Origin of the sequence: Flavobacterium suaedae, from assembly GCF_014642915.1 — a bacterium.
GTDB classification, from domain to species: domain Bacteria; phylum Bacteroidota; class Bacteroidia; order Flavobacteriales; family Flavobacteriaceae; genus Flavobacterium; species Flavobacterium suaedae.
This window is the reverse complement of sequence record NZ_BMJE01000004.1, coordinates 103,146-128,676: the sequence shown is the minus strand read 5'-3', so window position 1 is coordinate 128,676 and position 25,531 is coordinate 103,146. Positions and strand designations below refer to the sequence as shown.

Below are 25,531 nucleotides of genomic sequence, written 5' to 3'. Positions count from 1 at the left end.
ATTACTCTTCTGTTGACTCTATTCTGAAACCTACATCTATTATACCCGGCAGTTCTTCTACTCCCGGTATTTTATCTGCTTCCCGTACTGCCTGCTGTATGTTTACTTTATACGTACCCTGCACAGGAAAACGCTGATTTTCTTTATACCAAAGTTTACTTTCCTTAACATCAGTAAAGCCTTCTCCCATTAAAGTACCGTCAGGATATGCCATTTGGTATTCCAGTGTGTCTACTTTTGCTCGCTCATTACCGGGCTCCAGCATTTCCACTATCAGGAAGATGTTATTATAAGGATAATCGTTATTATTCCTTATATTGATGAACATATTGTATAAAGAGGTAGTATCCTGCTGTTCAAATTCAAACGAAGCAATACTGTCTTTATTCCATGTTCCGTCAAACGATTTATACTCATCAAAAACCCTCTTCTCATCGCAGGAACACAATAAAAGCGTTGCACAAATAATAAAAATACTATTTCTTACCCTCATTATTCCCATTATTCCCAGAATTATTAGGCTTTCTGTTTCTGTTATTTTTAGGGTTTTTGCCCTTGTTGTTATTTCCTCCTTTGCCTTGAGGGTTATTGCTATTTCGGTTACCACCTTTATTTCCGCTATTACCACCTTGACCTGCCTTAGCTTGTCTTGGTTGCTTTTCATTAGCATTGGTGTTACCTCCCTCTTTAGCAACAGGTTGCTTTTTCTTTTTGTTGTTGGTTGGTCGTTTCTTACGCTTAGGTTTATCAAAACGGGTAAGGCTATCCTGACCAACAGCATTTTGGAAGTTCTTCTCTATGTTTTCATCTTCGCTTACTGTTTCCACAACAAACTCTTCAAGAGAAGCCACTTTCTTTTTAGTCTTGTTAATCTCTATAATTTCCTTTACCTGTTCGGCATCAATCATGTGCCAGTGTGCCGTATCATTAGCATAGGCAAACCACATTTTACCTTTAAAAATATCAACCTTTTGGCAATACGCATCACCTTTCTCGGTATACAGTTTTGTATCCATGTCCGGTAATTCCTTTATTGCATCAAGATACGTATCTAATTCATAGTTAAGACAACACTTAAGTTTACCACACTGTCCTGCGAGTTTTTGCGGATTTAACGACAACTGCTGATAACGCGCAGCAGAAGTATTTACACTACGGAAATCTGTTAACCAGGTAGAACAACACAATTCGCGCCCGCATGAACCTACACCACCTAAGCGTGCAGCCTCCTGACGGAAACCAACTTGTTTCATTTCTATCCTGATGCTGAATTCCCTTGCGTAGTCTTTTATCAACTGACGGAAGTCAACCCTGTCATTTGCGGTATAGTAAAAGGTAGCTTTTGAAGCATCGCCCTGAAATTCAATATCCGATATTTTCATTTCAAGGTTAAGGCGTATAGCCAGTTCACGGGCTATTACCTTCATAGGCTCTTCCCTGTCACGTGCTTCGCGCCAAATGTCTATATCTTTTTGAGTTGCTTTGCGATATATTTTTGCAATTTCCTCGTTGTCAGGAACATTCTTTTTACGCATTTGTATTTTTACCAGTTCGCCGGTAAGGCTTACAATACCTATGTCGTGCCCCGGAGAAGCTTCCGTTGCCACAATATCGCCAATGCTAAGCGTTAATTTATCCGTATTTCTATAGAAATTTTTACGTCCGTTTTTAAATCGAACCTCCACACAGTCAAAAACTTCCTGTCCTGCCGGTAAGCTCATATTCGAAAGCCAGTCAAAAACACTAAGTTTATTGCAACTATCTGTTCCGCAGGTTCCGTTATTTTTACATCCCTTAGGCGCTCCTCCATTAGAGCCCGTAGAACAATTTGTACATGCCATAATTTAAAATATATATAGTGGTCGTGGCCGTAGCCACTACTCTGTTGTAATAACGTTTTAATCGGTAAAGATAGTATATTTTTATGTGAAAAGAAGTAAATACACCGTTGAAGCCCCAACACACAACCCTAACCCTTTATAACACAGATTTTCAACCTATTAAACATCTGTAAATTCAGTATTACTTTCACAAAAAAAGCCCGCATAAAAGTGCAGGCTTTCTATATTTTAGTAAAATATATTACTTTTTAGTACTCAATATCTGTATATCTTTTACCAACTTGTCAATATTCTTGGTTATGTTTTCTTGCAACTCTTCATAACTTTCCATACTATCTGCTCCAATAGATATTTTTTGCTCCATTGTTTTAGTATTTAATAACTTTAACTCGTATCCCCAGTTTGTAGCTTTACCACGGCGTTCAAGAAAGTCGTCGGCAAACCTAGTCATAATATAAATATCAGCATCTATTTTCTCCATTATGGGCTTAGCATATTTTTTATCATATACTCCCTGATAAATACTGCCCATAAGTTTTTTATATGAAAACTCAACTATCTCAAAATCATCAATTTTTCTTAATTCTTTTTCTAGTAAAGGGTTAAAATCGTAACCTCCGCCAGAATAATTATAACCGTTACTACATTGTATAACTAGTATAGTAGTTTTTTCTTTTACAACTTCAGGTTCATTTTCAGTTGTGTTTACTGATAGTGTATCAATAACCACATTGGTAGAGTCTGGCTCAGAAACATCCTGTTTAATGGTTTGCCTGTCACTTGTTTTTACAGGTGTATTGTCCTTACAGCCTGTTATAAGGAACATGAAAATTATTAGGGGTAAAAGTCTATACATTATCTTATAACAGGTTTGATTTTCAGCTACTAAAATAAACATTAATTATTTTTCTAGTAACAAAAAAAGCCCGCACAAAAATGCAGGCTTTTTATATTCAGTCAAAGTATAATACTTTTTAATACTTTGCTATCAGAAGTTTATTCTTGCGGAAGTTTATACAACCTGTCCGAAAGGCGCACTCTAAACGATGTGTTTATAGTAACCCTGTCGCCTTTTTGAGCAACATCAGCCTGATTACCGTTTACACGCATGTTTTCCACTACAAGCTCCTCTCTGCCTGTAGTAGGACCCATTATTACTATTTTATCGCCGGTTTTTAACTCATTGTTTTCAATAGTAAACTGAGCCACACCTGCTTTCGGGTAATAATGCTCGCCTTTACCTACCAATATTTTGCGTTCTCTTTTACGAACGCTTTTAACCTTCTTTACAGGTTCGGCAGTAGCTAATGGTACTCCTGAAACCGATTCACCAGATTTTTTATAGGTAAGTGCTTTCGATTTCCCTTTTTTGAAAATCATATTACCATTCATAATACCGCGACGGCGTGCAATTTGCTCTTCTTCCGGCAAGTGAATCACCTCAACACACTCGGCAGAACAACAGCCTTCCATTTTAGAAGCACACTCCTCACACTGAATAAACAACAAGTGACATGCCTCGTTAGCACAGTTAGTGTGCGTATCGCATGGTTTACCGCACTGGTGGCATTGCGCTATAATATCATCAGTAATACGCTCGCCCAAACGGTGGTCGAACACAAAGTTTTTACCGATAAACTTACTATCCAGCCCCTCAGCTTTTACCTGACGGGTATATTCTATAATACCACCCTCAAGCTGGTATACTTTTTTAAAGCCTTTATGTTTAAAGAATGCCGATGCCTTTTCACAACGGATACCCCCTGTACAATACATCAACAGGTTTTTGTCCTCTTTATGCTCGGCTAGCATATCCTCAATAATCGGTAACGACTCACGGAAGGTATCAACATCCGGCGTGATAGCGTTATTAAAATGCCCCACTTCGCTTTCGTAGTGGTTACGCATATCTATAACTACCGTATCAGGGTTGTCCAGCATTTCGTTGAAGTCCTTAGCCTTTAAGTGAACCCCTTTATTGGTAACGTCAAACGTATCGTCGTTAAGTCCGTCGGCAACAATTTTGTTACGCACTTTTACCGTTAGTTTTAAAAACGAATGGTCGTCCTGCTCTACCGCTACATTAAGGCGAATGCCTTTCATAAACGGATAGGTTTCCAAATGGTCTTTAAAGGTGTAAAAGTTATCGGCAGGTAACGAAAGTTGTGCGTTAATACCTTCGGTAGCTACATAAATACGCCCCAGTACTTCCAGCTTGTTCCAGGCTAAAAAAAGTTCGTCGCGAAATTGTTGTGGGTCTTCTATTTTTGCGTAGGTGTAGAAAGACAGCGTTAATCGTTGCTTACCGGATTGGTCGATAAGCTCTGCTCTTTCTTCTGCGCTTAAAGTGTTGAACAGTTGCATGCTATACAATTTTAAGTGAGAATAGTATTTTCAATATAACTCAACCCCTATTGGCGGAATTGAGGGTGCAAAGGTATGATTTTTATAGAATTGCGCAAATTAGTGCTTTAACCAATCGGGCTCTAATGCTTTTAACTCCTCTTCGGGTATTAATCTACCTGCTTTTATGTCTTCTTCTGACATTGTTAACATTTCGATTTGTTCAGGAGTAAGTTCTACTTTGCATGATTGCTTCGATATATTCATAATCTGATCTGTTGCAATAACTCTAAAACGCATACTTTATCAAGTATTAAAATTACCTCTGCTTACATATTCACTTTCAATAGTTTTAATCCTTAAATCTGGAAAATGTTTATGATAACTAAATAAAAAATATCTTCCTAATATGCCGCTTAAATAAAATATAGTTAACGCTACAAAAACAGGAATCCATATAAATTCGATATAACTTAATAACAAGTTTAAAACATTTTTTAAGACCTTATAAAAAGAATCACTTAAACATTTTTCCAAAAAAACATCTAAACATTTTTCCTTTGACAACTTTAATAACAATGAATAACAATGCCTTAATAACATATAAAGAAAATAAAACCCAAAAAACCAGGAAAAGAAAAATGATAAAAGAATAGAAATCTTTGAAGTTGAAAAATTTGCACCACTAATAGGACTCAAATAATTATTTTGAGTCGATTTATTCGCAAAAACAAAGTATACCCTTTCGTGTGGAGCAAATTTTAAAAGTTTTTCTTCGTAATAATTAATTAAAGTTATAAAATTAATATTCCAATAATAATACCCTTTATTAGCCCAATACCATAGTAAACTAATTATAAATCCAGCAAGAGACAAAACTAATAGTTCACTTTTAAGCTTTTCTTGATAATTAGGGTTTCCTTTAGATATTATATATGAAAATCCTAATATTATAGACGCAATCATCACATAAAAATAAGACATCCATTTATTAAAATTCTCATAATGAAAATTTCTTGCTGCTATAAGTATTTTATAACGCTCTTTAATACTTAAAGTATCATTTGAATCAGTATTAACATAAGTATTATTATATGAAACTGAATTTTTATTAAACATTATACTCAATAATTTAAAAGTTAGATTTCCTAAAACTAAACAAAAAAAATTAACATTTGGATTTTAAATTATAAGATTATTTTCTTACATTGCACCCGTAAAACAAAAGCAGTATTTTTACTAAAAAATAATAGCAAACTACATGAGTGCAGATAAAGAAGCAAAACTAAAAGCATTACAGCTTACGTTAGATAAATTAGATAAAGCCTACGGCAAAGGAACGGTAATGAAAATGGGCGACCGCGCTGTAGAGGAAGTAGAAGCAATACCTTCGGGCTCGCTGGGGCTTGACTTGGCGCTGGGTGTAAACGGTTACCCTCGTGGCAGGATAATAGAGATATACGGGCCGGAATCATCGGGTAAAACCACGCTAACCCTGCACGCTATTGCAGAAGCACAAAAGGCTGGCGGTATCGCTGCGTTTATTGATGCCGAGCATGCTTTTGACCGTTATTACGCTGAAAAACTGGGCGTAGACGTAGAAAATCTTATTATATCGCAACCTGATAACGGGGAGCAGGCTTTAGAAATTGCTGAGAACCTTATCCGCTCTGGTGCGATTGATATTGTGGTTATTGACTCGGTTGCGGCACTTACGCCAAAAAGTGAAATTGAAGGCGAAATGGGTGATAGCAAAATGGGGCTTCATGCACGTTTAATGAGTCAGGCACTAAGAAAATTAACTTCTACTATAAGCAAAACACACTGTACGGTATTTTTCATTAACCAGCTTAGGGAAAAAATCGGTGTTATGTTTGGTAACCCTGAAACGACTACCGGTGGTAATGCACTAAAATTCTATGCATCGGTACGTCTTGATATTCGTCGTTCTTCTCAAATAAAAGACGGTGATAATGTTATTGGTAACCGCGCTAAAATAAAAGTGGTTAAAAATAAAGTGGCACCTCCGTTTAAAACGGCTGAATTCGACATTATGTATGGCGAAGGGGTAAGCAAAACCGGAGAAATACTAGACCTTGCTGTTGAATTTGAGATTGTGAAAAAATCGGGTTCATGGTTTAGCTACGGCGATACTAAATTAGGTCAGGGTCGCGATGCGGTTAAGTCGCTTATTAAAGATAATCCGGAGCTTGCCGAAGAGCTGGAATACAAAATTAAAGATGCTATTAAAGAGCAAAATGCACAGTAAATTGCTCTTTAAATAGTTACAAAAAATATAACTTCTTGGAAGTACGCATAAAAACCCGATTTATTTCGGGTTTTTTTATGCCCGAAAAACGCAACCTTTCACGGATTTTTGTATCTTTTCTATAAATGAATTTATATGAAAAGGTTGTTGCTGATACTTTTAGTAGCTACTGTATTTAGTGGCTGTTCTCTTAACGACGATGATTATCTTGAATTTCAGGTTGAATTTTTACCTATAGAAAGGGTTGAGTTCCCTGACGAAATACAGACTAATCAGGTAAATAAAATTAAAATTTATTACCGAAGACCTAACGACTGTTATTACTACGACGGGATATACGTTGAAAAGAATGAATTAAGCCAGACACTTGCCGTTCAAAGCCTTGTGGTACAGGATGCTAATTGTAAGCCTATTGAAAATGAAAATCCTGAAATGGTAATGTATGATTTTTCGTTTTCAGAGTATGTTGACACTACAAGTCCTTACACTTTAAAAATATTTAAGGGTAAAGATGAAGAGGGCAATATGATATTTGAAACAATAACAATTCAATAGTAACGTAACTAATACAGGAAACCACAAGTTTGGGGTTAGATCAGCTCATAAAGGAATGTCAGCGCGACAACATAAAGGCACAGGAGCAGTTATACAGGCTTTTTGCCCAAAAGCTATTTGCTGTATGCCTTAAATATTCGCGTGATTATGCTGATGCCGAAGATAATTTACAGGATGGTTTTATATTACTGTTTCGCAAAATAGGGCAGTTTAAATTTAAAGGTTCTTTTGAAGGGTGGGCAAAACGAGTAATGGTTAACAACATTTTACAAAAATACCGTACCAGCGGCAGGGTTGTAGAGTTGGTTAACGAGAACATTCCTGATGAGGAAGAGGTAGAAGTGGAAAGCGATGCTATTAGCATGGATTTTCTGTTGACAATAATACAAGAATTACCGGACAGGTACAGAATGGTTTTTAACCTGTATGTAACCGATGGGTTTTCACACAAAGAAATTGCCGAAATGATGGATATTTCGGTAGGAACATCAAAATCTAACCTTGCGAGGGCAAGAATGATTTTAAAGGAAAAAATAGAAGCGCAACAAGGTAATTTTAAAAATACCTACAGCAAATGAAAGAGAAAAAAAACATAGACAGGCTATTCCAGGAGCAATTCAAGGAGTTTGAAGCCAACCCGCCGGAACATGTATGGGAGAACATCTCGGCAGAGCTTAAAAAGGATAAAAAGCGCCGTGTTATACCAATATGGTTTAAACTATCGGGTGTGGCGGCTGTATTTATTATCGGGTTACTACTGGTTAACTTTTTTGGCAATGAAGATGACTTTAACCAAAACAGTGTAGTAAATGGTAATGTTAACGCTACAGATACTACAAACACTATTGCTAACGACAATATCTTACCGCTCCCTACTACGGAAGATGCTGTTGTTAATAATGATGATAACAATTCGGTAATTGAAAGTGAAAATGGTAGTACTGCGGGTCCCAAAAATGAAAACAGCAGCAATATTTTATCCAGTGAAGAAGCTGGCAGCAATGATTATAGCCCTGCAAGCAGAAACTCCGGTAATAACAACTTAAACAATCAAGATAATGCTGTGGTTATTAACAGCAAAACACAAAGTAACAATACTCTTAAAAACGAAAAGAATAACCGAAACAGCAAAATAAAAGGGGTAATTACTAACCCTAATACTGCCGTAGCTAACTCTGAGAAATCTGAAAAAGAAGAAAATTATCTTAGTGAGAAAAATAAAGCTGATAATTCTGTTATTAAACGAAAAGATAACGGTTTTATAAACCCTAACGCTGAAAATAACAACAGTATAGCAGAAGTTAATACAGATGATAATTCAGGAGAAGAAAATGAACCTCAAAGTTCTCAACAGGAAGAGGCTGAGCTATTAGATAAAACACCTCATGCTATTATGAGTGCAAGTGATGATGCCATTGCATCAGAAGAGATTAACAGCGAAGTTGTTATTGACAGTGCCAGCATAATAGTTCCTGAAAATGAACTGGAAAAACTATTACAGGAAAAACTTAACGGGAAAGATGATGACGAAGAGAAACTTTTAGCTGAAAATGATAACCTTAAATGGAATATACGCCCGCAAATGGCGCCTGTATTTTATAACTCGTTATCGCAGGGTTCTCCTATAGACTCTCAATTTGCAAGCAATAGTAAAAGCTATGATAATAATATGAGTTACGGGGTTGGTATTGATTATAATATAACCGACCGTTTAGCCGTGCGTTCAGGTGTAAATGCTGTTAACTTAAGCTATGAAACACGAGGTGTTGAGTTTTACCCTGCCATGACTAAGCCTGCTGTAGCGAGCAGGAATGTTGGGGAAAACAGCAACTTAGTAGTTCAGTCAGAAGCAAATGTTGCATCGTCACCCGGTCCTGAAGGTTTTGCTTCTACAACTTCTATACAATCATTCAAAGGCTCTATGGTTCAGGAAATGGGTTATATTGAAGTTCCTGTAGAGCTATCGTACGCTCTGTTAAACAAAAAATTCGGTATAGATGTTATTGGCGGGGTGAGTACATTATTCCTTAATAATAATGATGTTCGTGTAATAACAACACAAGGCTACAGTTCTAACCTGGGGGAAGCACGAAACCTAAATAATGTGAACTTTAGTACCAATATTGGTATTGGTTTTAAGTATAAGTTTTTAAAGTCATTCAAGGCTAGTTTTGAGCCTATGTTTAAATATCAGGTTAACACCTTTAGTGAGAACTCGGGTAATTTTAAGCCTTACTTTATTGGGCTATACTCGGGTATAAGTTTCAGTTTTTAGAATTTTTAATTGGTTTGTTGAAGTTCCTTATTTAAGTGTAAGGAAACATATAAGGCGCCCATGCAAATAGGGGTGCCTTATTTTTTTAAATACTTCAACAACTGGTAGTATATTACCTGCCTTGTTTCATCTTTCAGGGCTTTTTTATCCTCCAGTGTCATTCCTTTAGTTGCTATAAAACTATGCACTTTGGCACGCATCAACCCGGGGGTACCGCTAAAAAAATTAAACGAAAATCGTTTTTTATTATCGGCAAACGTCATAGGTACTATAGGTATCTGGTGTTCTATAGCCAAACGGAAGGCACCATCTTTAAAAGCATCCAGAACAACAGTTTCATCATCGGGCACACCGCCTTCGGGAAATATGCAAACACTCAGCCCCTGATTAAGCCTTTCCTGAGCACGCTTAAAAACTTCAAGCCTGCTTTTGGCATCTCCTCTGTCTACCAGTATACTGGTACGTTTATAAAAGAATCCGAAAACAGGTATTTTAGCAAGTTCTTTTTTACCTACAAATACAAATGGGTTTTTAGATATTATCAGCATCAGCATAATATCTGTCATAGAGGTATGGTTGGCAACCAGCATATAGCTTTTACCTTTTTCCATTTTTTGTTCCCATTCTATTTTATAGTAAAAGCCCATACCAAAAAGTATAAGCTTAGCCCAAAGCCTCGCCAATAAAAAAAACTGCGGATATGTTTTTTGCGATAGTATAGAAAGTATTAAAAGTGGAGAAAGTACAATTATGGGTACACCCATAAGTATGTAAAACCAGATACGCCAAAGCGTCCATAAAACCATTTTTATCACTTTCATAATGCCAAATGTAAGGATTCGCCGATAATGTTTATACCAAAAACCGTTACCTTTGCAAAAAAACATAATAAGTTACATATGGCAAAAATACTAACCGGTATACAGAGTACAGGCACGCCTCACTTAGGTAACCTTTTGGGTGCAATACTGCCTGCTGTAGAAATGGCAAACAATCCGGATAACGAATCGTTCCTTTTTATTGCTGATTTACACTCTACTACGCAAATTAAAGATGGTAAAACACTTCGTGAAAACACGTATAGCGTTGCTGCTACCTGGCTTGCGTGCGGACTGGATATTAACCGTGTTATATTTTATCGCCAAAGTGATGTACCACAAGTAACAGAACTTTCTTGGTACTTAAGCTGCTTTTTCCCGTACCAGCGTTTAACGCTGGCGCACTCATTTAAAGATAAGGCTGACAGGCTGGAGGATGTAAACGCAGGTTTATTTACGTACCCTATGCTTATGGCTGCCGATATACTTTTGTATGATGCGGAAAAAGTACCTGTAGGTAAGGACCAGATACAGCATATAGAAATTACGAGAGATGTAGCTTCTCGTTTTAATCACCAAATGGGTGAAACCTTTGTATTACCGGAAGCTATTACCAGCGATGTGACTAAAATTGTTCCGGGAACTGATGGTAATAAAATGAGTAAGTCGGCTAATAATTATATTAATCTTTTCCAGACCGATAAAAAGCTGCGCAAGCAAATAATGGGTATTGAAACGGACAGCACTCCGCTTGAAGAACCTAAAAACCCTGATACGTGTAATGTATTTACACTATACAAATTGCTTGCTACCGAAGCACAAACCGAAGAAATGCGAGAAAAATATCTTGCAGGTGGTTTTGGGTACGGACATGCTAAACAGGCATTGTTTGAACTTATAGTGGAGAAGTTTGGAACTGTAAGAGAAAAGTACAACTACTACATGGAAAATCTTGAAGAAGTTGATGCTGCTCTTAAAGTAGGTGCTGACAAAGCCTCTGTTATAGCAAATGGTGTTTTAGCCAGAGTAAGAGAGAAATTAGGTTACCTATAAATCATTTTACAGTCGCAGTTTACAGTATAAAAAGCCACGTATTATTTACAGTAATAATACGTGGCTTTTGTATTATTCTTTTTCTTATTTTAGTAGCTCTAAACAACTGAAAAACAATTGCTATGAAAGCACTTAGCCTATTACTATTTCTATCTGTATTTTTTATAAATAAAAGTGATTCTGCTCTTACACATAAAGAGTACGACTTAACAAAGAAAACAGTTGTTGCCAAAATAAAAAACAACACTATTGATATTGTTGTAAATAAAGATGCTTTTATACAGGCAATAAACAACTCAATGCTTGTTGACATTAACGAGAATCCTGTAAACAGTATGCAGGTTTTAAAAGGCACTGCATTTAATGATAGCAAAAAAGAGTTTTATTACATGCTTTTTTCTTCAGATGTTACAAACTTCAATTTAGTACGCCTTCTGCACAATAAAAACGGAAAGCTTATAATGAAGAATGAAAATAGTCTCGGAGAAGAAGATTACCTTAGTTATAGCTATTTTGTAAGTTGTGAAGGTGTTGATAGTTGCAAACCTACAATGTTTTACGAAGAAGGAAAACTTATGTGGGCGTGCGGAGAGTCTCGTGCTTGCCTTACTCCCGAAGAAGCAAAGAAAAACCCATGTACAAAATCTACAAGTATTATTTACTAAACCGCTTCAAACATTTTACCCGGTAGTGGCCGTATTACACCTTTAAGCTCCATAGTAAGTAATATAGACGATAGTTTAAAAACAGGTATTTCGCATTGCAATGCTATAATATCGAGTTGTTCTTTACCGTTACTTTGCAGGTAGTCGTATATCTTTTGCTCATCGGCTTCAAGTGTTATAAACAGTTGCTTTTGCACTGTTTTTTCTTTTTCTTGCGCTGCCTCCCAGTTCATCATATAAATAAAATCTTCAGCACTGGTTAGCAAGTTCGCACGTTGGGTTTTTATCAGGTCGTTACAACCTTTACTATATTTATCCGTAACACGACCGGGTACGGCAAACACATCTCGATTATAATCGTTAGCGACATTAGCCGTTATAAGCGAGCCTCCTTTTTCGGCACTTTCTACAATAATTGTTGCATCGCTAATGCCTGCCACTATACGGTTACGGCGCACAAAATTTTCCCTGTCCGGTTTTGATGTACTCCAAAACTCAGTAAAGAAACCTCCGTTAGCCTCTATATCCGCCATGTATTTTTTATGCGTCTTCGGGTAAACCTGATTTAAACCATGTGCAAGCACCCCAATGGTTTGCAGGTTATGCTCAACAGCAGCAAGGTGTGCCTGTATGTCTACACCATAGGCAAATCCACTAACAATAACAGGGCTTAGCGGTGCTATATCTTTTATAAACTTCTGAATAAAATCTGTACCGTAGCCTGTTACCTGCCTTGTACCTACAATACTTATCGTTTTCCTGTTAGTAAGATTTATATTTCCTAAACTAAATAATACAACAGGGCTGTCAATACAGTGTTTTAATTTTTCAGGATAGTCAGTGTCTTTATAATAAGTAACCTTAATATTATTAGTCTGTATAAATTGCAGCTCTGCTTCTGCCAGTTTAAAAACAGCTTCATTTTTCAGGTTTTTATACAGCACCTCACCTACCCCTCCAATAGCAAGAATTTGCGAACGACTTGCAGTTAAAACTGCCTTTGCACTACCAAAATGATTAATCAGTTTTTTAGCTACAACATCGCCTACCCCTTCTACGCGAAGTAAAGCCAGTATATTAAATAATTCAGTATCAGTCATTAAAAAATAGAAGCTAAGCTGTTAATTTGATTAACCTTTTGTTAATAAATATTGTAAAATTTAATTTTACTTTCAATCGCTAATAACTAATTTTGCCTTTATGATGATAGAAAAACACATATCTGCACTATTATATCGTTACCAGTGTGTAATTATACCGGGATTCGGTGCTTTTTTAGCCGAAACTAAATCGGCACAATTAAATACTGATACACATACTTTCTATCCTCCGGAAAAGTCAATTTCTTTCAATGCGAATTTAAAGAATAATGACGGGCTTTTAGCCAATCATATCGCTTTACAGGAAAAAATTTCTTACGAAGACGCATTAGGAAAAATTAAATATGATGTTAGCCATTGGTTTGATGAACTTCAAAACAATAAAAGCATCACTATTAAAGACTTAGGACATATCAATATAAATAGTGAAGGCAGTTTAGTGTTTACGCCAGATACTCCTGTAAATTACCTTACAGATGCTTTCGGGCTAAGTTCATTTACATCGCCTGCTGTAAAGCGTGAAGAATATAAAGCCGTTGCAGAAGCTATAGAAGAAAAAGCACCTATAGTATTTACTGCTGAAAGAAAGAGAGATTATTCTTTCCTTAAATATGCTGCTATGTTTGCTGTTATTGCAACTGTAGGGGTAGGCGGTTTTAAAATTTATCACGACCAAAAAGTAGAAAACGAAACACTTATAGTACAACAAGCCGTTCAGGAAAAAGTACAACAACAAATACAACAAGCCACATTTTTTATCGGCGGCGATATGCCAACAGTAGCCCTGCCTGTAAAAGAAGAGGTTACTATAAAACCGTATCAAGTAGTTGCAGGTGCTTACAGAAGTGAAGAAAATGCACATACGGCTGTAGTACAGCTAAAAGAAAAGGGTTATGAAAATGCTGTTACCATAGAGCAGAATAAATACGGGCTGTACCCTGTTATATACAACAGCTACACCACCCATGAGGAGGCAAAACAAGCACTTAGGCAAATACGGTATAACGAAAATTACGATGCCTGGTTGCTGATAAAATAATCTTAAAAATACAATCCTCCTCAATCGGGAGGATTTTTTATTTAGTTATAATACTATCTTTGCCAAAAAATATCTTATGGAAGCTAAATACCCATCTGAGTCGGCATGCATAATGACTGACCTTGTACTACCGGGAGAAACTAATCCTTTAAACAACATGTTTGGTGGTGAGTTACTTGCCCGTATGGATCGTGCAGCCAGTATTGCCGCACGCAGACATTCGCGCAGAGTTGCAGTAACAGCATCGGTAAATCACGTGGCTTTTAACCGTGCCATACCACTGGGTAGTGTAGTAACTGTGGAAGCTAAGGTTTCACGCACTTTCAGAACGTCTATGGAGATATTTATTGATGTTTGGATTGAAGACCGTGAATCGGGTATAAGAACCAAAGCAAACGAAGCCATATATACTTTTGTGGCGGTAGATGAAACAGGTATACCTGTAGCAATACCACAAATTAAACCGGAAACAGATTTAGAAAAAGAGCGTTATGCTGCTGCACTCCGCAGAAAGCAGCTAAGTTTAGTATTAGCCGGCAAAATGAAACCCAATGATGCTACAGAGCTGAAAGCACTGTTCAGTAACTAAATAATAAAAAAGGGAAGCTAATTAGCTTCCCTTTTTTATTTATGCTTTTATATCTTCTACAATGGTGTTATCCAGGATTGAGGATTTAAACGCGTAGTGTTTTGAGATATCATGAACTTAAGTATGGTTTTACCGGTATTAGGATTGGTATATACCGTACCTATATTTTGCTTTAACGAAACCTCATCGCCAATATTTACAAAAACATTGCTCAGGTTGTGATAAATTGAAATATAGTCACCGTGCAACACAAGTATTGATTTTGTGCCGGCTATAATTTGCACATCGAGTACCGTTCCTTTAAAAATAGCTCTAACATTAGCATTCTCTTCTGTTGTTATTTCTATCCAGCTATGGTGAATTTCTAAATGGCTGTATACAGGATGCGGTTGTGTACCATATCCCATAGACATGTATCCTTTTTCTACAGGCCATGGTAACTTCCCTTTATTCGCTTTAAAACTATCCGCTACCAATTTAGCTTCTTTAGTAAGCACAATTTTATTAGGGGCAGCCGTAACACCCGAACCTCTGCTGGTAGATTCTTTATTTTCAGATGCTGCTTTTTTATTCGCCTTAGCAATAGCTTCCTTAATAATTTTATCTATTTGTCTATCAATCTCTTTCGCTTCCTGCTGCTTTTTCTTTATATCGGCAGTATATTTACCTTTATCTTTTTTTATAACAGCAATAAGTTTTTCCTGTTCTTTTTTCTCTTCCTCAAGTTCCTTTTTAACTTTAAGATTTTCAGCTATAAGTTGCTCTTTTTCTTTCTTCTGTGCATTTAGCTTTTCTTGTAATGCTTCCAGTTCTGTTTTTTTAGCTCTTATTTCCTCAGCCTGCATTTTCCTGTAATTCGCATACTGCTTCATGTACTGCATACGCTTATATGCCTGCAAAAAGTTATCAGAAGAAAGTATAAACATTATACGGCTTTGTTGTGAACGGCTTTTATAGGCTTTTACCAACATTTCGGCATAATCCTCTTTAAGCACTTTAAGCTCGCGATTTAGTTTATTTATTTTTAACTGATTGGTATAAATTTCGTCCTCCAGTATTTTAGCCTGCTTTTTAGTGTTGTTTATAAGCTTTTCACTAAGCGCTATTTTAGCTTCATTATCGGCTATTTGTGCAAGTACTGATTTCTCTTTTTTGTTTTCTTTACTTAGTAATCCTCTGTATATCTGAATTTCTTTAAGTATAGCTGCTCTTTTCTGCTCCAGTTGCTTTTTTTGGTCAACCTGCGCTGATGCAAATAATGTAACTCCTAAAAAAAGAATTGTAAAAAAAGCCCTTATCATACTTTATAAATCTTGTTTAATTAAGAAAAACCTGCTCATATCCTGCCGGCACACTGTAAGGAAATGAGAAATCTTCATCAAAGGTAACAGTATTATAGTCAATATTTATAGTTACCTTATCTTTTTGTTCCGCTTCTATATTAATACTACCAGGTAGTATAGCTTTTTCATATTCGCTGTGCTCAGGGTACTTTATATCTAGCCTTCTCGCGTCTATACCACCCTGAACAATAATCTCTCTTTTAAGCAGGTAATTACTCCCTTCAAAAAAGAATGTTTTGCTTATGCCGTTACCATTACCCTGAAGTTTATATAAACTGTTTTCTACCTGTGCGGTATATACATCATCTTTTAAGTTGTAAAGTGCCTTACCTATAAGCATATTCTGCACTTTATTATAGTCCAGCTCAGCACCAAGCCACTGGCTTAACATACCATAATCACCCTGAAAGTAAGTACCATTAATTTTTTCGTAATAGCTTACTTCATCCGGTGTTATTAAGGCTTTTGCCATAGTAATACCTAAAAACTTAACACTTACTAAAATTTTTTCATCCTTCTTTATACGAATGTCTGCCGAAAGCCTCTGCCCTGTATGGGGGTCATCATACTTTACACTAGCGCGTATATAAAGCGTTGAAAAGTCTTTTTCGTTTTTATAATGCTCTTTTATTATCTCTTTAGCTGCTTTTATGCTTCCTGCTGCACCTTCACTTAAAACTGCCTGCTTTGTCTTACATGATACTGCCAGCAGTACTATAAGTCCCATAACCATCAACTTCTTCATTATGTTTTCTTTTGTTTAAGGAGTTTTGCAGCTCTTTCCTTAAGTGAATCGCTTCTTTTACTATCGCCTAAACCTTCGCTTGCTATAGCTAACTGATTGTAAAAGCCTGCTTCAAGCTCAGGGTCTTCTACTAAAAAGTCTAAACCGTCTTCCAAGAATGCTTTAGCTTCTTTAAACTGGTTTAACTTGTTAGAAGCAAAGCCCGCAAAATAATATAAGCGGGAATGAATAGGGTATAATTCCAAGTAGTATTCTGCTTTTTCCAGTAACAGTTTATATTGCTCACTTGCTTCAAAACTATACAGTAAAAGTTCTACTGTTTCTATATCATCCGTTTCGGCTTCCAAACTTTTCTCAAAGTACGTGGCAGCACGTTCGTAGTCTTTTTTAGAGTAGAAGAACTTACCTACTTCTTTAGGCACATTTATTTCCTGTGCATCATCAAAGTAGCTTATTGCTTCTTCTAAATTATTGTTGTACTGCGGATTGTTTTTTACGTAAATTAAAAACTCATTAAAAGCGCGATGCTTTATTTTAAGATCGATTTTCTCGCTTTGTAGCACCCTAAATAACGACTCGGAGGCTTTATCGCCTTCATTATCATTAAGGTGGAATTTAAACAAACTTACCTGTGCCCAATCCGAATCAGGTATTGCTTTTTCAAGCCTCTTTGCTACTTCTTCTGCCTTTGCTTCCTGATTGCTTTCGGAATACAGGAATATTAATTCTAAGTAGTTTGATTCTTCCTGAGGATTCTTTTTAATGGCTTCCTCCAGCATCTCTTTTTTAGGCTTCCTAAAGCGCTCCTGACGCATTATTTGCAGCCTGTACATCTCTCGTTTATCTGACTGCCCAACGCTTTCGTCAAGCGAGTCTATTAAAGCTAGTGCTTTTTCAAACTGAGAGGTATACATATAAAGCGAAACAAGGTCTTCCTCGTAAAATTCCTTGCGCCACTTGGTTAGTTTTTGCACAACAGGTATAGCTCTATTCCAGTCCTGTGCGGCATAATATACATCATACAATCCCTGCCAGTACCAACGGTTTTCGGGGTCCAGCTCAGTAGCCTTTTTAAATGCTGCTTCGGCATCTGTATAATGCTTTAATGCCAGTTGGTTTTTGCCTACCTCATTATACAAAAAAGGGCTTTCAGGCTTTAGTTCCATACACTGTTGCAAAGCCTGTAAAGCCTTATCATAATTTTCAATTCCCTTTTGTTTCAGTGCTTCAAAAAAGTGTTCTTCAAACGCAACATCAGTCAACGTAATTTCGTCCGGCTCTTGTTGTTGTGCATGCATAGTTGCAGGGCAAAACACTAAGAATCCCGAAAGTACTAATCCGCTAAAAAGGAATTTAATCTTCATATTAATCTAAAACCGAATAGTCTCCTATGCTAACATTGGTAAACTTACCATTAAATATAGCATTATTACCTATCATGGCATTATCTAAATCGGCATTTTTTATTACTGTATTAGTCTGTACAAGGCTGTTTTTAATAACAGTGTCTTCTACTTTTGTATTGTCTCCCAATGATACATTAGGTCCTACTGTAGCATTTTTAAGCACTACTCCTTCGCCTATGTAACATGGTTGTATTATTTCACTGTTTTCTACCACAGCACTACTTGAAACCATATTTTCGCCATCAGCATGTAAAAAGCCCAGCATTCTGGTATTGGTTTCTACTGTAACATTTTTGTTGCCGCAGTCCATCCACTCATCTACTTTACCCGGAACAAATTTCATACCTTTTTGCTTCATGTTCTCCAAACCATCAGTAAGCTGGTATTCTCCACCCTTCATAATATTGTTATCTAAAAGGTACTGAAGTTCATCTCGCAACGTTTCACCACTCTTAAAGTAGTATATTCCTATTATAGCAAGGTCTGAAACAAATTCCTTTGGCTTTTCAACAAAGTCAACAATTTCTTTATTGTCATTAAGCTGAACAACACCGAAAGCGCTTGGGTCATCTACTTGTTTTACCCATATAACACTGTCCGCTGTAGTATCTAACGTAAAATCAGCACGGAATAGTGTATCGGCATACGCAACTACTATCGGTCCGCTCATAGATTCCTTTGCACACATAATAGCATGACCTGTCCCCAGTGGTTCATCTTGGTAGTATATAGTACCTTTTGAACCTAATTTTTCTGCAATGGCAATAAGGTCTTTTTCTACCTGTGTACCAAAACTTCTGTGAATGATAAAAGCTATTTCTTCTATATCCTGATTGATTACTCCTGCAATATCTTCTACAAGGCGGTGCACAATAGGTTTGCCTGCAATAGGGATTAATGGTTTTGGTACTGTTAGCGTATGAGGACGAAGGCGAGACCCTCTGCCTGCCATGGGGACAATGATTTTCATAATAGTTACATTATTTTCGGTTTGTTTTTGGTTCTAATTTTTTAAGTTATTTCACTCCTGTACTACCGAAGCCTCCTTCGCCACGGTCGGTTGTTGTAAGCACTTCTACTTCCTCCCACTCGGCACGCTCGTGTTTGGCTATTACAAGCTGTGCTATCCTTTCGCCATTTTCTATTACAAATGCTTCATCTGATAAATTTACTAAAATAACGCCTACTTCGCCCCTGTAGTCGGCATCAATAGTACCGGGGCTGTTCAGTACGGTTATTCCTTTTTTAGCTGCCAGTCCGCTGCGTGGGCGCACCTGAGCTTCATAACCTATAGGTAGTTCAATAAATAATCCTGTTTTTACTATAGCACGCCCCATTGGGCTTAATACTACGGGCTCGGTAAGATTTGCCCTTATATCCATTCCGGCAGATGCTATTGTTTCGTAACTTGGCAATGCATGCGCCGAACGGTTAATTATTTTAACTGTCATCCGTGATAATTTATAAACCAAATATCAAAATAGTATTACTAATAACCAAACGTTTATTTTGATTAATTTGTTACCGTTGTTTTATTATTCGTAGTAATGTAGCCTTTTCGTTTAGGTATAAAAACACAGCATAAACCGCTATGAATAAAAAGCCTACCCAATAATTTTCTCTAAAATAGTAAAAGTAAACCAAAGACAAGGTAATAGACAGCCCTAAATAACCGCCAATCTTTTTCATATCATACGGAATAGGGTAATGTTTTTTACCCATAGTGTACGAAAGCACCATCATACAACCATAAGCCGATACCGTAGCAATGGCCGACCCCATATAGCTATAAATGGGTATTAATATAAAGTTGAGTGCCAATGTTACCACTGCCCCTATTATTGAGATATAGGCACCCATTTTGGTTTGGTCAGACAGTTTATACCAAACCGAAAGGTTATGATATATACCTAAAAAGAAATTAGCAATTATAATAAGCGGTACTATTTTCATACCCTCCCAATAGGATGAGTTGTCTATAAAAATGAGTTTTAAAATATCGGCAAATACTACAACTACAATTAATATAACCGAACCGAACACCACAAAGTATTTGGTAATCATGGCATAGGTTTGCTTGGCATTTGCCTCTTTAGCATGGCTGAAAAAGAAGGGTTCTATACCCAACCTGAAAGCAGTGGCATAAAGCGTCATAAACAACGCCAGTTTATAGCAGGCGGAGTACACCCCTACTTCTCCCTTTGCAGTATCTTCGGGTAGTATGTATTCCAGTAAAATACGGTCGAATGTTTCGTTGATGGAGAACGCAATTCCCGCCACCAGTACCGGCAGGGCATAACGCATCATTTTTAACCACAAAGCCTTGTCGAATTTCCATTTGGTTTTCAGGTAGTGCGGTAACAGCACAATTAGTGTGAGTAAACTGGCTATTACATTGGAAATAAATATATACCCTATCTCAAAATTAGGGATATACATTTCGGCGATAAGGCTACCGCGGTAGGAAGCAGCCAGATTAGGCAACCACAGCAGGAAAAACAGGTTAAGCCCTAAGTTTACAGCTACATTACCTATTTTAATAGCTGAATACACCATAGGTTTACCGTCTGCCCTGAGTTTGGAAAACGGAATGATTACCAGTGCATCCAGTACTAAAATCCAGATGGTATAGGTAATATAACGGACGTTTATACCTGCCCAGTCGGCTAGGTGTTGCCGTAACAGCAATGCCACTGCTAAAAACCCTATAGACGACCAAAGCAACGATATGGTAGAGGTTCGCTCTACTTTTTTAGCATCATCCGAATTATAGAAACGAAAAAAAGCGGTTTCCATACCGTAAGCCAAAATAACATTAAACAGTACTATCCACGAGAAGATAATAGATACCTCACCATACTCATCTGTACTGGGCAACACATCCGTATACAGGCGCACTAACAGAAAGCTAAGCATACGGGGCAGCACTGTGGCTAAACCGTATATAGCTGTTTGCTGAAATAGTTTTTTATAGAGACTCAATGGCTAGGGTTACTTTTAATGTAGCACAAAAGTAGAGAATATTTTATTATACCATTAAAATTACGGTTTTACTGCACGCACTTCAAAAAAAATAGAATACCAATTTTTATATTTGCTGAAATCTAATTCATAAAATGAAGTTTTATACACTTTTCTTGCTTTTTTTACCTGTATTCTTTTTTGCGCAAAACTATCCTGAAACTAAAAAGACTCCTGAAAACATAATTTTACATGATACTACTTTCACGGATAATTATACTTGGCTTGAAGATATGAGAAGCCCCGAAGTAGTGGAGTGGATAAACGAACAAAATAAAGTTACAACGTCACATTTAAACACAGTGGTAAACGATGTTTTTCCGCTACCTACTTTACAAAAGTACGAACGCCAGACACGTTTTAGAACACCCCATAAAAAAAGAGATTATTATTACAGTCAATTTCTTTATAACGACGATGAACTTCAAACGCCCTCTTTAGGCTATAGGAAAAAACTTGACAGCCCTATTATTGAATTAGTTAATCCAAACTTCTTTTATGGAGGTAAAACAGTAAATATAGTAGGTTATGAGCCATCAGTAAACTCTAAAACACTGGCTTATAAACTTATGATAGACGGTAGTGACCGCCATGAAATACGTTTTGTTACACTACGCGGAAAAAAAAGCAATGAGGTTATAACCAATGCTAAATTCAGTGGTATGGCATGGAAAGGTGATGATGGTATTTTTTACAGTAAAAACAGTAACTCCCGTCAATTTGGAATTGACTCTACTTATCAGGTATATTATCATAAAATAGGTACTGACGTTGCCGAAGATAAAGTAATCTTTGATGCTTCTGCATTTAAAGGGCAGGTATACTACTTTACAAGCAAAGATGGCTTACGATTATTTTTAGAAGTTGCTACTAAAGATGAGAAAGAGGTAGATTTTTACTATGCTGATCTTACTAAAGATGAATTTGAATTAAAAAAATTTTTAGATGGTGCTACACCCGATTTTGACGTTTCAGGGTATAGAGAAGGTAAAATTTATTATTCTTCCAGAGAATCTAACTGGGGGGATATAAGAAGTTATAATCCGGATAATCCGGCTATAAAAAAAATAGTTGTCCCGCAGTATTATAATCAGCTACTGGAAAGTTCCTATTATTTTGAAAACCGTATTTTGTGTAAGTATCGCGATACAAACGGTAGTTATTTTATGCTGTTTGATTATAATGGTAAGTTTATAAAAAAAATACAAGCCCAAAAGGGACTGGAGGTAAAACTGGCTTCCGGTGAGTATTTTGATAAAGATGTTTTCTTCTACGTTACCTCATACACTATACCTCCTATACTATTTACTTTAAATATTGAGACCGGTAATTATAGTCGTTATGTAAGTAAAACATTCGACAAAACAACAGCCCCTTTCCCTGTGGATTACTTTGAAGTGAAAACAGGCACTTATACCAGCCGAGACGGGACAGAAGTACCTATAACTATAGTACACAAAAAAGGAGTAAATCTTGACGGTAACAACCCTACTTTACTAAAAGCCTACGGAGGGTTTGGTGTTGTAAATACACCTGCTTATGATAACGGGCTTATTTACTTTTTAGAAAAAGGAGGTGTTTATGCCTATGCCGGTGTACGTGGCGGTGGCGAAAAAGGTGTAGAGTGGCACAGAAAAGGAGCAGGAAAAAATAAAATAAATACACTGCATGATTTTATAGATGCCGCCAAATTCCTTATTGCTGAAGGGTATACTAACCCTAATCGGCTAGGTATTACAGGAGGCTCTCAAGGAGGGTTACTTATCGGGTCGGCATTAGTACAACACCCTGAGTTATTTAAAGTCGCAATACCTAAAGTTGGGGTGTATGATATGGCAAAATTCCACCGTTATACCATTGGGCGTTTTCATTATGATGAATATGGTAATCCTGAAAATAAAGAGGACTATTTTGCTATGATGAGTTACAGCCCTTATCATAACATAAAAGAGGATGTCAACTACCCTACCACTCTTATAATTACATCTGATAATGATGACCGTGTTCCGCCGGTACACAGCTATAAGTTTGCTGCACGTTTACAAAACCGCACTGCACAAACAAACCCAATATACCTGAAAACCTTACTTGATTCAGGGCATTATGGCGTTACTACAAACGAAGAAGACAAACTTAAAGATGAAGCAGAGTTTTATAGCTTCCTACTATATCACCTTATGAAATAAAATAAGGTTTAAATAGTAGTAGGCTACGCCTTATATAGCCGTTTGCTGAAAAAGTTTTTTATAGAGGCTAAGGCTAGGATTACTTTTATTGTAGTACAAGAGTAGAGAATATTTTGTTGGAGTTATTACTCCTCAACTTGATTCATAATCCAGTTTATCCAACCAACTATAGTAGATGCTCTTCTATAATAAGTAGACTCCCTATCAATATTATATAATTTCGAACCCTTCATTATTTCTACTATCTTATCTTTAATAGGTAATTCTCCCTCTTTTAAAAAAGTTATTAAAGTTTTTTTGAAAGGCTCATGGGAAACAATTAATCGTAAAAATTCCTTTTGCCTATCGCCCAAACTTATTTCAAATAATTGATAACCTTTATTCGTTAAAAAACATCCTATTTTTCCTGTTTCAGTATCTTTCTTTATTTTAATTATACCTAAGTATCTTCCAGCATTTGAGTAATAGTCAGTTTGTCTTTTATCAAAGTCATATTCTTGAGTAATTTCTTCTTTAGTCATAAAATTCCTCTGTTTTAGCAATTCACAGAGGTTTATTACTCTTTCAAAACTATCAGCTTGTGGAAAAGGCACTTCTGGTTCTTTCACTAAAGGAGTATTCTGTATAATTTCTTCAACAGTTTCGAGATTAAATGTACCCTCTCGAATGGTATATTTTTTATGCTGAACTAATACTAAAGAATTATAATGATTTATATCTTTAAACTCATATTCTCTCAAATCAAATATTCCATTTGAATAAGTCAAGAAAATAGGGCGAACTCTTTTATATATTTTGTCTTCCCATAATTTATATGGATAATAAAGTTGTCTGATTAAAAAGTCATCTGAAATATAATTTTTAGCTTCAATAAGACTTAAGGAATTATCTCCTTCATACCCTCCGTCTATTTCAATTTGTGAGTTATTAACATTAACTTGAAAATCTCCTTTTTTAGACTTTATTTGAAATTCAAATATTGATGAACTCATACGACCACTTACAGTAGGTAATAAGTTTTCCTCTCCAGTAAAGTCTTTAAATATATTAGAAACATATGCACAATTTATAGCAGTAGACTCACTGGTTATATTCTTGTAGTCAATACTTTCTAAAAAATTAGGAAACTCTATTTCAGATATTCCTGTTTGTTCTTTATTGAAATCAGCAAATGTTTCAAAGTTTCCTATTATATAGCTTCCTCGAGAATCGGGAAGAATAGATAAGTTATTATTTTTAAAAAGCTGTGGAAGTTGAGATTTGTGGTCAAATTTCGTCATTAGTCTTGCCTCACGAAATTCATTTATCTCTTTGGCAGATATATTTATATGTCCTTCGTTTTCAACATTTTCAACAATGTTATATTTATCAAAAATTTTTTGCCAAGCAATGTCATTTTTAGAATCACTCATAGTTCTTAATTAATACTTCATCTATTTCCCCTCTATTTGATGCCTTCGAATTTAATACTCGATTTGCTTTAACAATACTTATATTATAATCGCTATATTGCTCTTTAATAAAGTCTGAAGAAGAATTTGATAATAAGAACTTTATTCCTCTTCTATTTAACTCGTCACATGCTTCTCTCAATTTAATTTGATCATACATGTTCCATCCTCCCTGAATATACCCTGTAAAATTAGAACTTGCAGAAACTGGATGATATGGAGGATCTAAGTAAACAAATGATTTATTATTAAGTTCTTTTAAAGTCTCTGAATAATCCCCTGTCTTTATAATAATTTCATTAGCATTTAGATACTTATTTACTGCCTTTAATGTTGGCTCATTAACAATATTTGGATTTTTATATCTTCCGAAGGGCGAATTAAACTCTCCAGAGTTGTTAACTCTATATAAACCATTAAAGCATGTTTTATTTAGATAAATGACTCTTGAAGCTCTTTCGACATCTGTAAGTGCTGTAAACTCTTCTCTCCTATCCATTCCTCTTAATTCATAAAAGTAATCAGCTTCGTTAACATGCTTTTTAAGGTCTTGTATTAGCTCTTCAAGATCATCTTTTACAACTTTATATACATTAATTAATTCTGAATTAAAGTCATTAATAATAGCTTTTTTAGGTTGTAAATGAAATAATACCGCTCCCCCTCCAAGAAAAGGTTCTACATAATTATATTTATGAATATTGTTAGGTAAATGCTCAACTATTGAAGGCATCAATTGTCTTTTCCCTCCTACCCATTTTAGGAAAGGAGCTACTAACTTATTATTTTTAGCCATTTGAGCTTGTTTTTAGAATAAAAATATATTTAGCAA

At 36.1% G+C, this 25,531-nt stretch carries 25 protein-coding genes; 9 read left to right on the top strand and 16 right to left on the bottom strand.

Annotated elements, in window-relative coordinates:
• Position 1: 1 nt before the first annotated feature.
• From IEW45_RS08900 to IEW45_RS08875, 6 genes are all read right to left on the bottom strand, one after another.
• Complete coding sequence (locus IEW45_RS08900) at positions 2-493, bottom strand: gliding motility lipoprotein GldH (protein ID WP_188620894.1); 492 nt, start codon at positions 491-493, stop codon at positions 2-4.
• On the bottom strand, positions 477-1,841 hold the full coding sequence (locus tag IEW45_RS08895; protein ID WP_188620893.1) for a PSP1 domain-containing protein: 1,365 nt from the start codon (positions 1,839-1,841) through the stop codon (positions 477-479). The genes IEW45_RS08900 and IEW45_RS08895 overlap by 17 nt, the downstream gene beginning before the upstream one ends.
• A 241-nt stretch (positions 1,842-2,082) precedes the next feature.
• Positions 2,083-2,697: a hypothetical protein gene (locus IEW45_RS08890; RefSeq protein ID WP_188620892.1), complete on the bottom strand. Its 615-nt coding sequence runs from the start codon at positions 2,695-2,697 to the stop codon at positions 2,083-2,085.
• Positions 2,698-2,837: 140 nt separating this feature from the next.
• Complete coding sequence (gene trhO / locus IEW45_RS08885; RefSeq protein ID WP_188620891.1) at positions 2,838-4,205, bottom strand: oxygen-dependent tRNA uridine(34) hydroxylase TrhO; 1,368 nt, start codon at positions 4,203-4,205, stop codon at positions 2,838-2,840.
• Between the two features lie 99 nt (positions 4,206-4,304).
• Positions 4,305-4,451 (bottom strand): hypothetical protein, encoded by a 147-nt coding sequence (locus IEW45_RS08880; RefSeq protein ID WP_188620890.1) that lies wholly within the window; start codon positions 4,449-4,451, stop codon positions 4,305-4,307.
• Positions 4,452-4,490: 39 nt separating this feature from the next.
• A complete protein-coding gene (locus IEW45_RS08875) occupies positions 4,491-5,303 on the bottom strand; it encodes a RipA family octameric membrane protein (protein ID WP_188620889.1) in 813 nt (270 codons plus the stop codon).
• 142 nt (positions 5,304-5,445) lie between these two features.
• Between IEW45_RS08875 and recA the strand changes: the two genes are divergently transcribed.
• The 4 genes from recA (at position 5,446) to IEW45_RS08855 (ending at position 9,283) form a co-directional block, all read left to right on the top strand.
• A complete protein-coding gene (gene recA / locus IEW45_RS08870) occupies positions 5,446-6,453 on the top strand; it encodes a recombinase RecA (RefSeq protein WP_188620888.1) in 1,008 nt (335 codons plus the stop codon).
• Positions 6,454-6,588: 135 nt separating this feature from the next.
• Complete coding sequence (locus tag IEW45_RS08865) at positions 6,589-7,008, top strand: hypothetical protein (protein ID WP_188620887.1); 420 nt, start codon at positions 6,589-6,591, stop codon at positions 7,006-7,008.
• A 29-nt stretch (positions 7,009-7,037) separates the two neighbouring features.
• Complete coding sequence (locus IEW45_RS08860; protein ID WP_188620886.1) at positions 7,038-7,586, top strand: RNA polymerase sigma factor; 549 nt, start codon at positions 7,038-7,040, stop codon at positions 7,584-7,586.
• Positions 7,583-9,283: an outer membrane beta-barrel protein gene (locus IEW45_RS08855; RefSeq protein WP_188620885.1), complete on the top strand. Its 1,701-nt coding sequence runs from the start codon at positions 7,583-7,585 to the stop codon at positions 9,281-9,283. The genes IEW45_RS08860 and IEW45_RS08855 overlap by 4 nt, the downstream gene beginning before the upstream one ends.
• Positions 9,284-9,360: 77 nt before the next feature.
• Here IEW45_RS08855 and IEW45_RS08850 read toward each other — a convergent pair whose 3' ends face one another.
• Positions 9,361-10,104: a lysophospholipid acyltransferase family protein gene (locus tag IEW45_RS08850; protein ID WP_188620884.1), complete on the bottom strand. Its 744-nt coding sequence runs from the start codon at positions 10,102-10,104 to the stop codon at positions 9,361-9,363.
• Between the two features lie 78 nt (positions 10,105-10,182).
• Between IEW45_RS08850 and trpS the strand changes: the two genes are divergently transcribed.
• Positions 10,183-11,154 (top strand): tryptophan--tRNA ligase, encoded by a 972-nt coding sequence (gene trpS, locus IEW45_RS08845; protein ID WP_188620883.1) that lies wholly within the window; start codon positions 10,183-10,185, stop codon positions 11,152-11,154.
• Positions 11,155-11,276: 122 nt separating this feature from the next.
• On the top strand, positions 11,277-11,819 hold the full coding sequence (locus IEW45_RS08840) for a hypothetical protein (RefSeq protein ID WP_188620882.1): 543 nt from the start codon (positions 11,277-11,279) through the stop codon (positions 11,817-11,819).
• On the opposite strand, the gene dprA is transcribed toward IEW45_RS08840, so the two are convergent.
• A complete protein-coding gene (gene dprA / locus IEW45_RS08835; protein WP_188620881.1) occupies positions 11,816-12,919 on the bottom strand; it encodes a DNA-processing protein DprA in 1,104 nt (367 codons plus the stop codon). The genes IEW45_RS08840 and dprA overlap by 4 nt on opposite strands.
• A 100-nt stretch (positions 12,920-13,019) precedes the next feature.
• On the opposite strand from dprA, the gene IEW45_RS08830 reads away from it, so the two are divergent.
• Positions 13,020-13,958, top strand: coding sequence for an HU domain-containing protein (locus IEW45_RS08830; protein WP_229665927.1), 939 nt, complete (start codon positions 13,020-13,022; stop codon positions 13,956-13,958).
• 76 nt (positions 13,959-14,034) lie between these two features.
• On the top strand, positions 14,035-14,547 hold the full coding sequence (locus IEW45_RS08825) for an acyl-CoA thioesterase (RefSeq protein WP_188620880.1): 513 nt from the start codon (positions 14,035-14,037) through the stop codon (positions 14,545-14,547).
• Between the two features lie 56 nt (positions 14,548-14,603).
• On the opposite strand, the gene IEW45_RS08820 is transcribed toward IEW45_RS08825, so the two are convergent.
• The 6 genes from IEW45_RS08820 to IEW45_RS08795 all read right to left on the bottom strand — a co-directional run bounded on the left by IEW45_RS08820 (position 14,604) and on the right by IEW45_RS08795 (position 21,023).
• A complete protein-coding gene (locus tag IEW45_RS08820; protein ID WP_188620879.1) occupies positions 14,604-15,848 on the bottom strand; it encodes a murein hydrolase activator EnvC family protein in 1,245 nt (414 codons plus the stop codon).
• A gap of 16 nt (positions 15,849-15,864) precedes the next feature.
• Positions 15,865-16,635, bottom strand: a complete 771-nt coding sequence (gene lolB1, locus IEW45_RS08815) for a lipoprotein insertase outer membrane protein LolB1 (protein WP_188620878.1) — start codon at positions 16,633-16,635, stop codon at positions 15,865-15,867.
• Positions 16,635-17,999, bottom strand: a complete 1,365-nt coding sequence (locus IEW45_RS08810; RefSeq protein WP_188620877.1) for a tetratricopeptide repeat protein — start codon at positions 17,997-17,999, stop codon at positions 16,635-16,637. The genes lolB1 and IEW45_RS08810 overlap by 1 nt, the downstream gene beginning before the upstream one ends.
• Position 18,000: 1 nt before the next feature.
• Complete coding sequence (locus tag IEW45_RS08805; protein ID WP_188620876.1) at positions 18,001-19,011, bottom strand: sugar phosphate nucleotidyltransferase; 1,011 nt, start codon at positions 19,009-19,011, stop codon at positions 18,001-18,003.
• 46 nt (positions 19,012-19,057) lie between these two features.
• Complete coding sequence (gene dut, locus IEW45_RS08800; protein WP_188620875.1) at positions 19,058-19,492, bottom strand: dUTP diphosphatase; 435 nt, start codon at positions 19,490-19,492, stop codon at positions 19,058-19,060.
• Between the two features lie 70 nt (positions 19,493-19,562).
• The gene (locus IEW45_RS08795; protein ID WP_188620874.1) at positions 19,563-21,023 is read right to left on the bottom strand and encodes an oligosaccharide flippase family protein; all 1,461 of its coding nucleotides are present in this window, start codon (positions 21,021-21,023) and stop codon (positions 19,563-19,565) included.
• A 134-nt stretch (positions 21,024-21,157) separates the two neighbouring features.
• Between IEW45_RS08795 and IEW45_RS08790 the strand changes: the two genes are divergently transcribed.
• Positions 21,158-23,248, top strand: a complete 2,091-nt coding sequence (locus IEW45_RS08790) for a prolyl oligopeptidase family serine peptidase (RefSeq protein WP_188620873.1) — start codon at positions 21,158-21,160, stop codon at positions 23,246-23,248.
• Positions 23,249-23,373: 125 nt separating this feature from the next.
• On the opposite strand, the gene IEW45_RS08785 is transcribed toward IEW45_RS08790, so the two are convergent.
• Positions 23,374-24,660 carry a type II restriction enzyme gene (locus tag IEW45_RS08785; protein WP_188620872.1) on the bottom strand — a complete coding sequence of 429 codons (1,287 nt, stop codon included), beginning with the start codon at positions 24,658-24,660 and terminating at the stop codon, positions 23,374-23,376.
• On the bottom strand, positions 24,653-25,495 hold the full coding sequence (locus IEW45_RS08780) for a DNA adenine methylase (protein ID WP_188620871.1): 843 nt from the start codon (positions 25,493-25,495) through the stop codon (positions 24,653-24,655). The genes IEW45_RS08785 and IEW45_RS08780 overlap by 8 nt, the downstream gene beginning before the upstream one ends.
• Between the last annotated feature and the right edge of the window lie 36 nt (positions 25,496-25,531).

Coding starts and splice junctions, on each gene's coding strand:
- IEW45_RS08830 (WP_229665927.1), top strand. CDS start 13,020: ATGATGATAGAAAAACACATATCTGCACTATTATATCGTTACCAGTGT.
- IEW45_RS08840 (WP_188620882.1), top strand. CDS start 11,277: ATGAAAGCACTTAGCCTATTACTATTTCTATCTGTATTTTTTATAAAT.
- lolB1 (WP_188620878.1), bottom strand. CDS start 16,635: ATGAAGAAGTTGATGGTTATGGGACTTATAGTACTGCTGGCAGTATCA.
- IEW45_RS08825 (WP_188620880.1), top strand. CDS start 14,035: ATGGAAGCTAAATACCCATCTGAGTCGGCATGCATAATGACTGACCTT.
- IEW45_RS08895 (WP_188620893.1), bottom strand. CDS start 1,841: ATGGCATGTACAAATTGTTCTACGGGCTCTAATGGAGGAGCGCCTAAG.
- trpS (WP_188620883.1), top strand. CDS start 10,183: ATGGCAAAAATACTAACCGGTATACAGAGTACAGGCACGCCTCACTTA.
- IEW45_RS08855 (WP_188620885.1), top strand. CDS start 7,583: ATGAAAGAGAAAAAAAACATAGACAGGCTATTCCAGGAGCAATTCAAG.
- dprA (WP_188620881.1), bottom strand. CDS start 12,919: ATGACTGATACTGAATTATTTAATATACTGGCTTTACTTCGCGTAGAA.
- recA (WP_188620888.1), top strand. CDS start 5,446: ATGAGTGCAGATAAAGAAGCAAAACTAAAAGCATTACAGCTTACGTTA.
- IEW45_RS08890 (WP_188620892.1), bottom strand. CDS start 2,697: ATGTATAGACTTTTACCCCTAATAATTTTCATGTTCCTTATAACAGGC.
- IEW45_RS08780 (WP_188620871.1), bottom strand. CDS start 25,495: ATGGCTAAAAATAATAAGTTAGTAGCTCCTTTCCTAAAATGGGTAGGA.
- IEW45_RS08790 (WP_188620873.1), top strand. CDS start 21,158: ATGAAGTTTTATACACTTTTCTTGCTTTTTTTACCTGTATTCTTTTTT.
- IEW45_RS08865 (WP_188620887.1), top strand. CDS start 6,589: ATGAAAAGGTTGTTGCTGATACTTTTAGTAGCTACTGTATTTAGTGGC.
- IEW45_RS08785 (WP_188620872.1), bottom strand. CDS start 24,660: ATGAGTGATTCTAAAAATGACATTGCTTGGCAAAAAATTTTTGATAAA.
- IEW45_RS08805 (WP_188620876.1), bottom strand. CDS start 19,011: ATGAAAATCATTGTCCCCATGGCAGGCAGAGGGTCTCGCCTTCGTCCT.
- IEW45_RS08875 (WP_188620889.1), bottom strand. CDS start 5,303: ATGTTTAATAAAAATTCAGTTTCATATAATAATACTTATGTTAATACT.
- IEW45_RS08820 (WP_188620879.1), bottom strand. CDS start 15,848: ATGATAAGGGCTTTTTTTACAATTCTTTTTTTAGGAGTTACATTATTT.
- IEW45_RS08900 (WP_188620894.1), bottom strand. CDS start 493: ATGAGGGTAAGAAATAGTATTTTTATTATTTGTGCAACGCTTTTATTG.
- IEW45_RS08810 (WP_188620877.1), bottom strand. CDS start 17,999: ATGAAGATTAAATTCCTTTTTAGCGGATTAGTACTTTCGGGATTCTTA.
- IEW45_RS08850 (WP_188620884.1), bottom strand. CDS start 10,104: ATGAAAGTGATAAAAATGGTTTTATGGACGCTTTGGCGTATCTGGTTT.
- dut (WP_188620875.1), bottom strand. CDS start 19,492: ATGACAGTTAAAATAATTAACCGTTCGGCGCATGCATTGCCAAGTTAC.
- IEW45_RS08880 (WP_188620890.1), bottom strand. CDS start 4,451: ATGAATATATCGAAGCAATCATGCAAAGTAGAACTTACTCCTGAACAA.
- trhO (WP_188620891.1), bottom strand. CDS start 4,205: ATGCAACTGTTCAACACTTTAAGCGCAGAAGAAAGAGCAGAGCTTATC.